The following is a 14183-nucleotide window of genomic DNA, read 5'->3' as shown; positions in this document are numbered from 1 at the left end:
CTCTTTCGTCTTCTGTCTTCCAGTCTTCTGTCTCCCTGCTTCGCCGGGCCTCACCTCGGCGTACTCCCCGTGATCGTCACGGGCGTGCCGATCTTCACCGCCTCATACAGAATCTCCGCCATCTCCCGAGGCAGGCGGATGCAACCGTGCGAGGCCGGTCGGCCGGGATGAGGAATATGCCCCGCGTGCATGCCCATGCCGTAGCCCGTGAGCCGCATCCAGTAGGGCATCGGTGCTCCGGCAAATCGACCGCCGGGAGGCACTTCTTCCCGCCCCGATCTGGCATCGCCGTCCACCACGTTGCCCTCGGCGTCCTTCAGCACGCCCCAGGTGCCGGAGTACTTGTCTCGAATCTTCTCGGTGATGCGGTAGCTCCCCGCGGGGCTGGCGCGACTGCCTTTGCCGGAGGCCAGGTAGGTCCAGCCCGCCTGCTCCGTGCCTTTGTAAATGTAGGCCTTCTGCTCATCCAGCACGATTTTCACCGAGACCGGGCCTTCGATGGCATCGCCGTTCCATTCATAGAGCACCGGCTTCGCCGGAGTCTGCACCACGGGAGGCGGCGGGGGCTTGGAGGCACACGAAGCAAGCAGCAGCATGGCCACCCCTCCCAACACCTGGCCAGTCCAACGTCGCAAAACTCCTCCAACACAGCAGTCCATGGATGAAACGCTAGCGTTTTTCGTTCCCACTGCCAACGCGAAAAAACGGCACCTCCACCTCCAGGGGCTACCCCGATTTATCACCAGTTTGCGTGGTTCTGTCACTTCTGCCCTAGGGCGGCGGCTGGCAATCATCGATTCCATTTGCGCTGGTTCGTACGAAACCCTAAATCGCGGCGTATTCTCGCGAGCCCATCATGAAAATTGTCCGTTACCTCGATCCCCTCGACCTCATCCGCCACGGTGTTCTCAAAGACGATGGCTCCATCGTCCTTCTGGAAGGCGACGTCTTCGGTGAGCACCGCGCCTCCAACACCCCGGCCGAGGTGCAAAAGCTCCTGGCACCTGTGGCCCCCGTCGCCATCGCGTGCATCGGCCTGAACTACCGCCACCACGCTGCCGAAAGCGGCGCGCCCATCCCCCAGTGGCCGGTGCTGTTCCACAAATCCATCTCCGCCCTCCAGAACCCCGGAGATCCGATCGAGATCCCCACCACCCTGGCCAGCCACCAGGTGGACTACGAGTGCGAGCTCGCCATCGTCATCGGCAAGCGTTGCAAGAACGTCAAAAAGGAAGACGCCCTCAGCTACGTGCTGGGCTACACCTGCGCCAATGACGTGAGCGCCCGCGACTGGCAGAGAGAGTGGGGCGGCAGCCAATGGTGCCGCGGCAAGACCTTCGACACCTTCTGCCCCCTCGGCCCCGCCCTCGTCACCGCCGATGAGATCCCGAATCCGAACGCCCTGCAGATCAAGACCATCGTGAACGGCGAAGTCCTCCAGGACTGGAACACGAACGACATGATCTTCGACGTGCCCAGCTTGATCGAGTTCCTGAGCGGCTCCACCACGTTGCTTCCCGGAACCGTCATCCTCACCGGCACCCCGCACGGCGTCGGCATGGCCCGCACCCCTCCCCGCTGGCTGGTTGAGGGTGATGAAGTCACGATCGAGATCGAGAAGATCGGCAAGCTGACGAATCCGGTGAAGTTGGAAGCGTAGCCGAACCCGGCAAAGCCGGAGACGGAAGACTTCAAGACAAAAGACGCAAGACTTGAGGCCAGGGGCGTGATGCACGTCTCTGGCCTTTTTGTTCAAGAGACACTAGACTGCCAGACGTCAGACTTGAGCTCGTGGCAAGCGGAGCGCTCGCCCTACAAGTGGGCGTCAAGAGCGGCGAGACATCACTAGGCAAGCATTGCCTCTGCGCTCCGCTCCCCCAAACCGCCTGGGGACAAAGCCGGACTACGCCAGCACGCCCGCTCCCGCGAAGCAAAGTAGTCCAGTCACTTCGGTGCGTTAATCGCGCCACCCACGTCTCATGCAGGCAGGCTAAAGCCTACCACTACTTTCAGCTGCCATCTGCGGCGTAGTCCGGTTGTGCCAACCGGCTATAGGAGCGGAGGGGTCGGCGCGTTACCCCCTTGAACCCCGTGACCGCCTGCCGCTTCAGGCGTTGCGTGTGCACAGGCTCTTCCGCATTCTCCTCGCTCCCTCCCGCTGCCCCTTTGGGTTGCATGGCATCCCGACCTGTCGGGATTGCCTCATCAGGGGTCCCTCGCCTGAGCGGGGCTGGGAACCCCCGCCTCCTTTGAGCTGCCCCGCCATCACTCTGTTACAACGTCTCAGGTTCGAGCCCATCACAAGGGCCACCAAAGTGGTGTCGAGCCACACGCACTCCAAGACGCTTCGCGACCTTGTTCGTGCGGGAAGAACCGAGCGCCAAACAAGCTTGATCATCCTCGCCCACTCGGCCTCTCCAACCGCACGCCAGTGTCTTGGAGTGCGTGCGGCTCGACGCTGCTTTCGCCTGCCGCAAAGACATTCCCCACCCTAAAAACATCCGCCAGCCGGTAAAGGAGGCGGGCTCTCCGGCCCCGCGTTCAAGCGAAGCGACAGGATATCCCGCCACCTCCAGACACCCCAGGCCCTATCGCGAGCGTTTCCTTGAGATGGCCTCCTCAAGGGCACCGCGCAGCAAGCGGAGCGCTCGCCCTACAGCATCGCCAGCAGCAACACCCCACCACAAGACAAACAACACCCCCCTACGTTCACCCCGGCGGTTGTGCTTGAAGCACAAACCGCCGCTCCTTGGACCATCGCCCTCGCTCACACTCAATCCTTCCTCGAACCCAATCCCATCCCCCTGCCACGTCTAACATCCAACGCCCCCACCCCGCAGACCCAAAAAAACGGGAGACGATCTCCGTCTCCCGTCTCAGTATCAGACTCAAGTCTTGCGTCTTTCGTCTTAAAGTCTTCTGTCTCGCCGCTTCGCGGCTACTGGCACATCTCGCAATCCTCACCCGCCTGCGCCTTCCGGCGTGCCTCGGCGAGGAACTGCTTGTACTCATCCGCATCCACCTTGGCCTTGTCGGCAGCGGCGGCGGCGGTCTGGGCGACCACGCCGCGGATGTCCGTCTGCACCTGGGTGGTGGAGCCCTCGATGGAGCTCGCGCCCTTCGTGCGGAGGTAGTAGGTGGTCTTCAGACCCTTGCGCCAGGCGGCGCGATACATGTGGCTCAGCGTCCGCATGTCCGTGTCCGGACACCAGAGGTTCACCGACTGGCTTTGGTCAATCCACTTCTGGCGGCGGGCGGCTGCATCCAGCACATAGGCCCAGTCCACGCTGAACGCCGTGGCGTACTTGCGCTTCAGGTCGGAGGGGATCTCATCCATGGCGGCCAGTTCGCCGTCGAAGTACTTCAGGCGCTCCGCCACCTCATTGGTCCAGAGGTCGCGCTTCTTCAGATCCTTCACCAGGTACGGGTTCAGCACTACATAGTTGCCGCCCAGGTTGCTCTTCGTGAAGTTGTTCGTGAAGAGCGGCTCGATGCACGGGCTGCTGCCCATGATGTTGGAGATGGTCGCCGTGGGGGCGATCGCCAGCACGTTGCTGTTGCGCATGCCCTGCTTCGCGATCTTCTCCCGCACCGGGGTCCAGTCCATCTTGCCTCCTCGAACCACTTCCACCGGCTCGCCGCGCTCTTTCTCGAGCAGGTCCACCGTGTCCTGCGGAAGCAGGCCGCGGGACCACTTGCTGCCCTGGTAGGTGGAGTACTTGCCCAGCTCCGCCGCGAGATCGCTGCTGGCCTCATAGGCGTAGTAGGCCACGGCTTCCATGACCTCATCGTTGAAGTCTACCGCTTCCTTGGAGGCAAAGGGCAGCCCCTTGCGATAGAGCGAGTACTGCAGCCCCATCACGCCCAGACCGATCGGGCGATGGCGGGTGTTCGCCGTCTTCGCCGCATCCGTCGGGTAGAAGTTGATGTCGATGACGTTGTCCAGCGCCCGCACGGCCATGCGCACGGTCTCGCGCAGCTTGGTGTGGTCGATGTTGCCCGCCTCGTCGAGGTGGTTTTCCAGGATCACGGAGCCCAGGTTGCAGACCGCCGTCTCATCCTTGCTCGTGTTCAGCGTGATCTCCGTGCAGAGGTTGCTGCTGTGAATAACGCCGGCATGGTCCTGCGGGCTGCGCACGTTGCACGGATCCTTGAAGGTGATCCAGGGGTGCCCGGTCTCGAAGATCGCCTTGAGCATGGACTTCCAGAGATCGATCGCCGGGATCTGCTTGCCCAGCACCTTGCCTTCAGCCGCCATCGCCTCGTACTCCAGGTAGCGCTTCTCAAACGCCTGGCCATAGAGCTCATGAAGATCCGGCGTTTCGTTGGCGCGGAAGAGCGTCCAGTGAGCGCGGGCCTCCATGCGCTTCATGAAGAGATCCGGCACCCAGTTGGCCGTGTTCATGTCATGCGTGCGGCGGCGCTCGTCGCCCACGTTCTTGCGCAGGTCGAGGAAATCGACGATGTCGTTGTGCCAGGTTTCCAGGTAGGCGCAGCCGGAGCCGCGGCGTTTCCCGCCCTGGTTCACGGCCACGAGCTGGTCATTGTGCAGCTTCAGGAAGGGAATCACGCCCTGGCTCTCGCCGTTGGTGCCCTTGATGTAGCTGCCCGTGCCACGCACGGCCGTCCAGGAGCCGCCCAGACCGCCCGCCCACTTGCTGAGGAAGGCGTTCTCCGCGATGCCGCGGATCATGATGGACTCAATGTTGTCATCCACCTTGTACAGATAGCAGGACGAGAGCTGGGAGTGCAGCGTGCCGCTGTTGAAGAGCGTCGGCGTGCTGGAGCAGAAGCGGCGGCTCTTGTACATGCGGTACAGAGCGATCACCTTCTCCGTGGGATCCGCATCGCGGACGAAGAGGCCCATGGCCACGCGCATCCAGAAGAGCTGCGGCGTCTCCAGGCGCCTCGCGGGCTTCGTCTTCTTGTCGATGATCAGATACCGGTCATACAGCGTGTGGATGCCGAGGTAGTCGAAATCCATGTCCGCAGCGGGGTCCAGCGCGTCGGCCAGCTTGTCCAGATCGAACTCCAGCAGCTTGGCGTTGATGCGGTCGATCTCCACCCCGCGCAGCAGATTGCGGCGGAAGGCCCGACGGTGGAAGGCCTGCAGGGTACCGATGCCATCGCGCACGATGTCCCAGTCCAGCACTTCTTCATAGATGTAGCTCAGCAGAATGCGCGCGGAGAACCGGGCAAAGTCCGCATCCCGGGCCATGAGGGCCTTCGCGTTCAGGATGATGGTCTGCTTCAGGTGATCCAGCGAGATGTCCGTCGCCAGGGAGCGACGCAGGGAGATCTCGATCTCCGCACGGCTGATGCAGAGGTCCAGCCCCATCATGGCAAAGTCGATGCGCCTCTGCAGATCCAGGCCATCCCAGAGGATGGTTTCCTTGTCCGAGATGCGCACCATGATCATCTCCTGCTGGCCGTCATCCACCGGCAACTCCGGGGCGGAGATGTCGGCAGCCGACTTGGCATCCCGTTCCCGGGAGTCCGCACGCAGGGCGCGGTAGAGCATGTAGGCCTTGGCCGCCTTAAAGTGGCCCTGCCGCATGAGCTGCTCTTCCACCAGGTCCTGCACCTGCTCGATGTGGATGAACTGCTTGGCTTCCTCAATCATCTGCTGCGTGAGCGCCTCGGCCACCGCCTTGGCATGCGTCGTGCCCATCTCCACGGAGACAAACGCCTTGCTCACTGCCAGCTCGATCTTGTTGGGGTTCCACGAAACCACCTGCCCGTTGCGACGGATGATCTTCGTGGGCACCAGCAGGCCCACCGGGGCGTTGGCTTCAGTATCGGACATGCTTTCGAGACGCTGACGGCGGGCGATGACGCTGCGCGCCACATCGTGCGCGTTCTGCTTCACCAGCACGTGCTCGATCGCGAGGTAGATCTCCTGCGCCGTGAGGGACAGGAGCTCATCACCCACCTTCTCTGCATTACGCTTGGCGCGCTCATGCAGTTCCTGCGCCACCTGCAGGCTGAAGGCCTTCACCCGCTTCTGGTTCGCGGGGGTGAAGATGTCGTTCTCCTCCTGGTTGCGGGAGAGGAGCAGGTCCGTCAGAGCGCCGCCGATGGTCTCGGCGATCTCCGCCAAGTCAAAGTCACGGTGCTCCCCCCTCACCCGCACCTTCAGGGTGGCAGCGCCGTTGGCGTTCTCGCCGAGGGCCACCGTCCGCCAGTCAAAGGTGGGCTTCTCGTTCTTCGACTTCGTAGCAAGTCGTTTCAACTCTAGGTCTTCCTGGAAATGGTGAGTGGAGATCATGATGAGCCTTAGGTTGAGGGTAAATCTCTGGTCGGGCTTTTTTTGGGAGTCAGATGCGTTGTGGGGGGGCGGAAAAGGGGCGCGAAGTTTAGCGGGGGTCGGGAGCCGTGCAAGCCGGACTCGATCTTTCGTTCACGCCTCTAATAGTGGTACGGGGGGCCGCGCCGAGGGGGACGGGCGCAGCGCAGCAGATGGATGGTGGGAGGGGCTTGGGAGCCGGGCTAAATCAATCGGAGCGGAGTCTTGGTCTTAATCCTAGAGGTCGTCGTCGGAACCCGTGTGCAGCGATGAGGCCTTCTGGTAATCCGTCACGGTGCCTTCAAAGAAGTTCTGCTCCTTGCGGATGTCCTGCATCTCCGCCAGCCAGGGCAGCGGGTTCACGATGCCCGGGGTGAGCGCCGGCAGACCCACGCTCGCCAGACGGCGATCCGCAATGAAGTCGATATAGAGCTCAAACTCCCCGGCCGTCAGGCCCACAGCGGCCACCGGGAGGCAATCGCGGATAAATTCCTTCTCCAGCGCCACGGCCTCCTTCATCAGCTCGACCAGCTCCTCACGGAACTCCGGCGTCCAGATCTCTGGATTCTCATCAATGAGGTCCATGAACAGGTTCCGGAAGACCTTGATGTGGTTGCTCTCATCCCGCAGCGTGTAGCGGAACATGGTGCCGATCCCCGGGAACTTGCCCTGGCGGTACAGGCTCAGGATCATGCCGAAGAGCCCGTAGAACTGGGTCCCCTCCATGCACTGGCCAAAGACAAAGATGTTCTTCGCCAGAAGACGCTTGTTTTCGATCAACGTCAGATCCAGGTCGCGACGCAGGGCGTTGGAGGAGCGCGTCACGAACGCGTTCTTCTTCACAATCGTCGGGATGTCCTCAAACATCGCTTCGCACTCGTGCGGGTTGATCCCCAGGGAGGAGATCATATAGAGTAGGGAGTCCGCGTGGATGTTCTCCTCATGCGCATGGCGGCCCAGCACCAGCTTCAGTTCCGGTGCCGTCACCAGTTCCCGCACCACATGCTGGATGTTGTCCCCCACGATGCCTTCGGCCGCGGAGAAATAACCGATGCCCATCATGATGATCCAGCGCTCCACCTCGGCCACCTGGTCCACAGAGCGCCACTGCTCCACGTCCTTCTGCATCTGGATGTCCTCCGGCTCCCAGTGGTTGGCCTTCATGACCCGGTACAGGTCATAGGCCCACTGGTACTTAAGAGGCAGGAGATTAAACGTCATGGTCTGACGCCCATTGATGACGCGCTTCGCATGAAAGGCCGCCTCAGCTTTGTCCTGATCCAAGACGAAGGTGCGGTTGCCAATTTGAAATGTTTTTTCCATGTTGGGAGACGGAAGGAGAGATCTGCTTGAGGGAGAGGGAGTTGAGCCAGAACCGAGCGTCGAGTGTCGTGTCGTGGGGCACAAGTAGAACACAATATGTTGTGCCGGTCCAGAGTTTTGGCCACTACCGGCGGGGCAAAACCCGCTTTCCCTAGTATTTGGCCGGATCGGCGTACTTAAAAAAGTTTTCAAGTAAAAACCCCGTTCGTTTCAATCGAAAATTTGTGATTTCCGGTTGCAAAGTACCAACTTTTCCAAGCATCTCAGAGTGAGCGAAATTATGGAAAAGTAAGCTTTTGCGGTCGGCAATTTGATCCCTGCGGCGGCATTGTTCCTGCACCGCTCCGAGGCTTTTTTTGCGCCCGAAAAGCAGCAGGTGCCAGCCCGAAAATCCTCAGATCCAGCTCGGGACCCCTCTGATAGTCGGGTCCATCGACACAAATTCGGGGTCCCTAGGGGGAATTATCCCCTTCAAACCAAACTTTGCCGTTGAGCATCAAATCTTAGTGGAGACTTAACACGCGATTAGTAGCGCAGGTTGGTCGTCGGCGTCAGTCACGAAACGCCTGAGAAACCTCACACAAAGGCACGAAAGCACAAAGTTCGGGAAGCCTAAAGGAGGCGGGGGTTCCTAGCCCCGCGCGCATATGACGCTGCATCGGCCCCTGTCAACCAAACACCCCCCAGTCCCCCACCGGCAGCGTTGGAGTACCGCGTTTACGCGGCTCAGCCGAGCGGCCCCCGACCTCCTAAGCAGTCACCACAATCCATCGTCCAGTCCCCCCGCGGGGGCTGGAACCGCCGCCTCCTTTAAGCTTCCCGGCTGGCACTGCTGGAGGCAAGGTAGAAGAGCCACCCCGGCTCTTGCCCTCGCTGGGAGATCTGGAGAACAAGAATCGAGACGGTTCTTCTACAATTTTGACGTCAAGGAGGCGGGGTTTACCAACCCCGCTCGTGTGACGCTTCATCGACCCCAGACCATCAAACCACCCCAGCGGCCAATCGGCAGGGTTGGAGTACCGTCCCGCATGCGGGACGGCTCAGTCGCGCCACCCCTCACCCGGCAACCAAAGCGGTCGCCCTACGCCCCAAGGCATTTGTCCTCGACTCAGCCAACCCACGCCCCCCACAACTCAAAAGCCCCCAATTGGCTTTTAACCAACTGCTCCTGGTGCGATTTACCTCCAGCCCCCCGCACATCGGCTCAACTCTTCCGTCTTCCCGCCCCCGCGCAGCAACTCCCCTCCTGAAAACTTCAAACTTCAAACTTCAAACTCTCAGTTGCACTCCCCCTCTCCTCATGATAAACCTCTCCTCCCGACCCCAAAAAGGCACGGGAAATTAAGACCAAAAACGGAAGGGTGGCTGAGCCCGGTTTAAGGCACACGACTCGAAATCGTGCGTAGCCAAAAGCTACCGAGGGTTCGAATCCCTCCCCTTCCGCCACCCCCATTTTCGAGCCCCTTAAATGCTTGGAAGTGACTGAGTATCAACGGTTACAGTGGTGACATGTCACCCTTCACTGTCACACTTGAGCCCTCAGATCACATGCCCCGCCCTCAAGGTTTGCTGCTTCGCGGCAACCGCTGGTATTCAAATTTTAGAGTTCCCAACGAACTGCAAAAGGCGCTTGGGAAGAGTCATATTCGAGAGTCTTTGGAGACTTCCGACTACCGTGAAGCCTGTCGCACAATCGCCTTCGAGCGTGCGCGAGCTACGGGCTATTTCGAGAACGAAAGGCGCAAGCTGCGAGCCGTATCCCCGGCTGAACCCAAGACCAAGAAAACGGCTCTAACGGTCATCTCGAAACGGGAGGCGTTTCAAATGTCCATTCGCTATTTGGCTTCGCTTGAACACGAGTTCAAAACATGGATGTGGGAAGAGGGTCGGCTCTTGGAGCCGCATGAACAGGAAGAGATTCTTTCCGGTTTGGCGATGGATGCTCGTGACTTGGCTGGAGGAACCGAGTTCAGAGGGCAGCCCCTTGACGGGACGTTTGAATTGCAGTCGTTTTTGCAAGCGGAGGGCGTGGAGTGCGCCGTTTCCAGTCCTGCCTTCAAGACGCTCCGCCCCCTCTTCTTTGAGGCCCATCTTGAATACCTTGCACGTCATCAAGATGCGCTCAAAGGGGAACCGATTCAGGAGCGGAACCCCATGTTCAAGGGCATACATCCACAATCGCCGGCGATTGTGGAAATTATAGAGGAGCCGACCATCAACGACCTTTTGGCTCTACGTGAACGGGCCGTGCGCGAGATGAAGCTTTGCGAGAAGACCGCAGACGCTTCGCAAACGCTCGCTTCCTTGCTCCGGGACTACTTCGGCGGAGACAGGAAGCTTTCCTCCATCAAGTCGGAGGACATCCACCAGCTTTTCGACTTGCTGCGACGTATCCCGCCTAATGCCACGAAACGCTACAAAGGAATGACTTTGGCCCAAGCCGTCGAAGCGGCGGACAAGGCGGAAGACAGGCAGCGGTTGCGCCCCAAAACGCTCAAAAACCACTACACTCAAATCACCGCCCTTTTCAATTTGGCCGTGGAAGAGCATTTGATGAAAACCAACCCGGCAAAGAGCCGCATCTTGCGCAAGTCGTTTGACGAAAACGTGGCTTCATCACCTCGCCAGCAGTTCACGATTGCCGAGTTGAACAGGCTGTTTCGTTCCCCCCTACACCGGAAGGGCCAGAAGGACGAGGAATCACGCCAAGGCCGCTATTGGGTGCCCTTGCTCGCACTCTTCCACGGAATGCGCTGCAATGAGGCTTGCCAGATTTACACGGAGGACGTGAAGACCTGGGAGGGCATCAGCTACATTGCTATTCGTGAAGAACGCGAAGATGGCAGCACATCCGAGAAGAAGCTGAAAACGAAGCAGAGCAGGCGCGAGGTGCCGTTGCATCCTGAACTCAAGCGCCTTGGGTTCTTGGAGTTTGTCGAAGGCCGTCGCCGCGACAAAACCTCCCCCCGCTTGTTCCATGAACTCACCCCCGGCCACAAGGGCTATTTCTCGGATGCTTTCTCCAAGTGGTTTGTCCGCTTCGTGCGTGACGTTCTCGGAGAGGGCTGCAAGGCCACCATGCACAGTTTCAGGCACCAGTTCAGGGATGCCACACGAGCCGCACGACTGCCCGCTGAAACAGTGGCACGTCTGGCAGGCTGGGAAAACGGTGAAGCCCCGACAAGCCGCCAAATGAACCACTACGGAAGAGGGCCAAATTACCTCCGCACGCTGGCGGAGGACATCGCCAAGGTGGAGTATCCCGACTTGGATTTGTCGCACCTCTACCCGAGTGAAAGCAGTGAGCCAGCTCTTCGCCCTCGACTCCGGGAGGGGTGAGAAAGCGGCTTTTGAAAGTTGCACTCTCTCAATGATGTTTGTAGGCTTTAAGAGCTGGCAGAGATGCTGGCCGGGGCTTGATAACCTCGCGTGAACCGGCGGACGTGTGCCGCAAACACGTCGCTTCCCACCATGCAAATGGCCGGGAGGCGACGGCGTATGTCCAGAGCCTCGGCTTAAAGGCCGTCGCGGTCGTGTTCACGCGACTTATCAACTCACCGGCCACCCGCTCGGATTCTTCCGGGCGTGGTGGTTGAAGTTTTTTAAGCCGTTTGAACACATGGACAACCAACCGCACTCCGCCCCACAACCGCCCGCCCTTCCTGATTCCCAAATCAATCAAACTGTAGGAGAACCGTTGGGCGGTCCTCCTCAACAGAAGCAGCCAACGACCAAAGAGACCGTTCAAGGTTGCGGCTGCCTTGCCCTTCTTGTTCTGGCTGCCTTGCTGTTGTTCAGAGGCTGTTTCTCTGGCGGCGAGTCTCCCGAGGGTCCAACAACGGGAATCAGCTATTCTCAGATGATGGGGCATGGCATTGGCGAACTGTTCGACATGAAACAGAGTTCCGACGTGGACGGGAGAACGCGTTACATGGGGGAGTCCAACTCCGGAACCGCCATCCTTGAGTTGATTGGCGAGAAGGACGATCTTTACAAAGCCTGTTTGATTATGGGAATGCCGAGCAAGGATTCAACGGCAACTCTCCACGCGGGCTTTACGCTGGCCTTCCTTGGGAACGCTGATTCCACCTGGACGGGGGAAGAACGGTCAGACTGGTTCGCCGGAGTAGCAAAGCAGTTTGCAGGGAAGGACAACGGCGAAACCAGCATCATCCGAGGGAAGAACCGAATCACAGTGGTGATGATGGAACGCATGGGGCTAACGCTAACCGTTGAAGCGGCACAATGAGAACCATGCAACGCGAACGGTTGTTCCCTGTCGGCGGCGTCATTGCGGCGACTCTGGCGCTTGCCCTGGCTATTGGCTTGACGGGCTGTGGCCGCTCGACTGCCGAAAGCCAATCTGGTGAAAAAGCACGCGCTCCCCTCACTGCCCCATTCCCCAAGCGGTTTCATCCCCTGAAAGCAGGAACGCCTGTCTTCTTCTTCCGCGCACGCTTTGCCGACATGAAGCGTAGCGCGTTTGAATTTGAGCGCCTGCCTTCCGGGGCAGTGCGCTTCATGGACGCCTACGATCATCGCGAATACGTGATGACCCAACCTTTCGAGATACAGGAAACGCCGCTACCAAAATCAGCGGCGGATGAAGCCCCAGAGAAGGACATGTCCGCCAAAGAGAAGCAAATGAACGAGAGACCACGGCGCTACATGATTTCGTCCTACTTCTCCGGGGTACGCACGCGGTTCAGCACCTACCGTTACAGGATTGACGAGGGCGGAACCGTTCACTTCGCGCACAGCGGAAAGAAGATGGCACTTCCTCCGCCTTATGTGATCGAGGAGGAGTTCCTTGGGGCTGGGAATCGCCCCAAAATCCCGGACTACCCACCCGAATCAGATCGGCCCTAGTCGCCGATTTGCACATGTGTTCAAAGCTGACACTATAGACAGGAGTCGTCTTCGACGACGATCATAAAACAGGCATGTTTTATCTCTGCCCCTGTCTCTGCTTTGAATTCCTCGCCCTTCTCTCTCGAAACCACGTTCCACCCCGAAGACGCTCGGGAGGACAAGATTGATTTGGAAATCAGAGGGTGGGAGGTGCATGGCCTCAGCGCCGACTTTGAAACCGTTCATGGATTCAAACGCCGAATGAGCGGCCCTCCCAAAGGAAGCGAAGACTTGGCATGGCCTGCCAATGGCCTTCCCGCTCAATACGGCTGGTTCTTCACATGTCCGGGCATGAAAGGCAAAGACCGAAGCAAGCTTGGAATTCGACAGCAGGCATTGCCTCACCCCGAGAATAACCGCCGACACGAAGCCCCGCTTTGTGGAGGCCATTGCCTGTTTTACAAAGACAAAAATCCGCATCCCGTTACGGGGAAAACAGTCCACAAGGCCAAGCTTACGCTGGCTCTGAACATGCAGCGGTTTGCACGTCATCAAGCCCGGAAGGATGTTCCTGCTTACCCCTTCAAGTATAGGCTCCAAGCTTCGAAAGAAGACCGCTCCGCTTACGAAGAAGAGTTCGCATTCGATGGAGAAGACAACTGGCTCCCTTCTACTCCGGACTGGCGGCAATTTGAAAAACACGTTCGAGTCACAAACTACCTGAACCTCATTGCCAAGCGGGTAGATGAAGATTTGCAGAGGGCGTGTGACTATGAAAGCGACGGCGAAACCAACGCGGTTTCTATGGAGCGCATCGGCAAGCCTTTCGCGGTTTCGAGGATTGAACACCTCTGGGAATTTCCTTCTGATAATCCTATCGGTGATGTCCTTCAAATCGGAGCGAAGCTCATGCATCTCAAACGGGCCGGGGCCGTGACGAAGATTAAGAGGCTGATCTTCAAAGAGGCCAATAGAGTGCTGAATTCCCCCTGCTTCATTGTCCCGCTAGCAGAAGGAATGAGCTTGAAACTATATGCGAAGACCAACCAGCGCATACGATTTGAAGTGGTTCAGACTGGACTGAGACGAAGCCTGTCTAAAATCCTTAAAGAGGCGGAGTCTCTGATTGACCCTTGGGACGAGGAAAACGCGAAAAGCCCATTTTTGCCCATTGTGGACTGCCAGTCCTGGGACCAGCTGCCGGACCTTATCAAGTTGCTACGCCTGCGGGCATCTTCCCACATGAACCAGTTCATGAAAGAGTTGAAGAAGGGGAGGAATCCTCATGTGAAGGCATGTTCCGTGGTGGAACTACTGGCAAAAGTGGCAGCGGCAGTGCCTGCTGGCTTCGGAAGTGAGGCAAAACGGCTCTCACAGATTCAGACACTGCTGTTTTTCCTCTGCTATCAGCGCGGATTTCGGGGGAGTCTTAAACAAGGCCCCTTCGCGAAAGCTTTGGAGTCCCTCCGAAAGGCAGGAGTGCTTGAGTTTGAACGCTCACGACAGTTTTACACGCTCACGGAAGCTTATGTTGCGACCGCTGACACCCTTGCAGCCGCCACAGGAGACCCTGTCTTGAGCGTTTTCGGCATAAACTGGGGAGCGTATCGGGTTCTTAAGGGCGGCAAAATGCCTGTTCGTCTCCGGGAGTGAAGAAAATGGATTCGCACACGTGTTCAAAAATGAACTGCCTTGTTGGCAGGGACAATTGAAACGGCTATTT

9 protein-coding genes and 1 tRNA gene are annotated in these 14183 nt (G+C 58.9%); 6 read left to right on the top strand and 4 right to left on the bottom strand.

The genetic code is table 11. From position 1 onward, the window contains the following. Positions 1-50: 50 nt before the first annotated feature. Positions 51-596 (bottom strand): L,D-transpeptidase, encoded by a 546-nt coding sequence (locus tag BV034_RS34760; RefSeq protein ID WP_050027703.1) that lies wholly within the window; start codon positions 594-596, stop codon positions 51-53. Between the two features lie 260 nt (positions 597-856). Between BV034_RS34760 and BV034_RS14415 the strand changes: the two genes are divergently transcribed. Beyond that, positions 857-1660: a fumarylacetoacetate hydrolase family protein gene (locus tag BV034_RS14415; RefSeq protein ID WP_050027702.1), complete on the top strand. Its 804-nt coding sequence runs from the start codon at positions 857-859 to the stop codon at positions 1658-1660. 349 nt (positions 1661-2009) lie between these two features. Here the strand turns inward: BV034_RS14415 and BV034_RS36035 are convergent, their stop codons facing one another. From BV034_RS36035 to BV034_RS14405, 3 genes are all read right to left on the bottom strand, one after another. Then, positions 2010-2177 carry a hypothetical protein gene (locus tag BV034_RS36035; protein WP_265593006.1) on the bottom strand — a complete coding sequence of 56 codons (168 nt, stop codon included), beginning with the start codon at positions 2175-2177 and terminating at the stop codon, positions 2010-2012. 761 nt (positions 2178-2938) lie between these two features. Further along, positions 2939-6268: a ribonucleoside-diphosphate reductase subunit alpha gene (locus BV034_RS14410; RefSeq protein WP_050027701.1), complete on the bottom strand. Its 3330-nt coding sequence runs from the start codon at positions 6266-6268 to the stop codon at positions 2939-2941. 255 nt (positions 6269-6523) lie between these two features. Continuing rightward, a complete protein-coding gene (locus tag BV034_RS14405; RefSeq protein ID WP_050027700.1) occupies positions 6524-7609 on the bottom strand; it encodes a ribonucleotide-diphosphate reductase subunit beta in 1086 nt (361 codons plus the stop codon). 1355 nt (positions 7610-8964) lie between these two features. Here BV034_RS14405 and BV034_RS14400 point away from each other — a divergent pair. From BV034_RS14400 to BV034_RS14380, 5 genes are all read left to right on the top strand, one after another. Then, a tRNA-Ser gene (locus tag BV034_RS14400) sits at positions 8965-9055 on the top strand. 102 nt (positions 9056-9157) lie between these two features. Next, on the top strand, positions 9158-10948 hold the full coding sequence (locus tag BV034_RS14395) for a site-specific integrase (RefSeq protein WP_265593005.1): 1791 nt from the start codon (positions 9158-9160) through the stop codon (positions 10946-10948). A 280-nt stretch (positions 10949-11228) separates the two neighbouring features. After that, complete coding sequence (locus BV034_RS36030; protein WP_265593004.1) at positions 11229-11858, top strand: hypothetical protein; 630 nt, start codon at positions 11229-11231, stop codon at positions 11856-11858. 5 nt (positions 11859-11863) lie between these two features. Continuing rightward, positions 11864-12478 carry a hypothetical protein gene (locus BV034_RS14385; RefSeq protein WP_265593003.1) on the top strand — a complete coding sequence of 205 codons (615 nt, stop codon included), beginning with the start codon at positions 11864-11866 and terminating at the stop codon, positions 12476-12478. Positions 12479-12580: 102 nt separating this feature from the next. Further along, positions 12581-14113: a hypothetical protein gene (locus BV034_RS14380; protein WP_050027696.1), complete on the top strand. Its 1533-nt coding sequence runs from the start codon at positions 12581-12583 to the stop codon at positions 14111-14113. The last annotated feature ends 70 nt before the right edge of the window (positions 14114-14183 follow it).

Origin of the sequence: Verrucomicrobium sp. BvORR034 (assembly GCF_000739635.1) — a bacterium.
GTDB lineage: Bacteria > Verrucomicrobiota > Verrucomicrobiia > Verrucomicrobiales > Verrucomicrobiaceae > Verrucomicrobium.
This window is presented reverse-complemented; position numbering and strand designations above follow the sequence as displayed.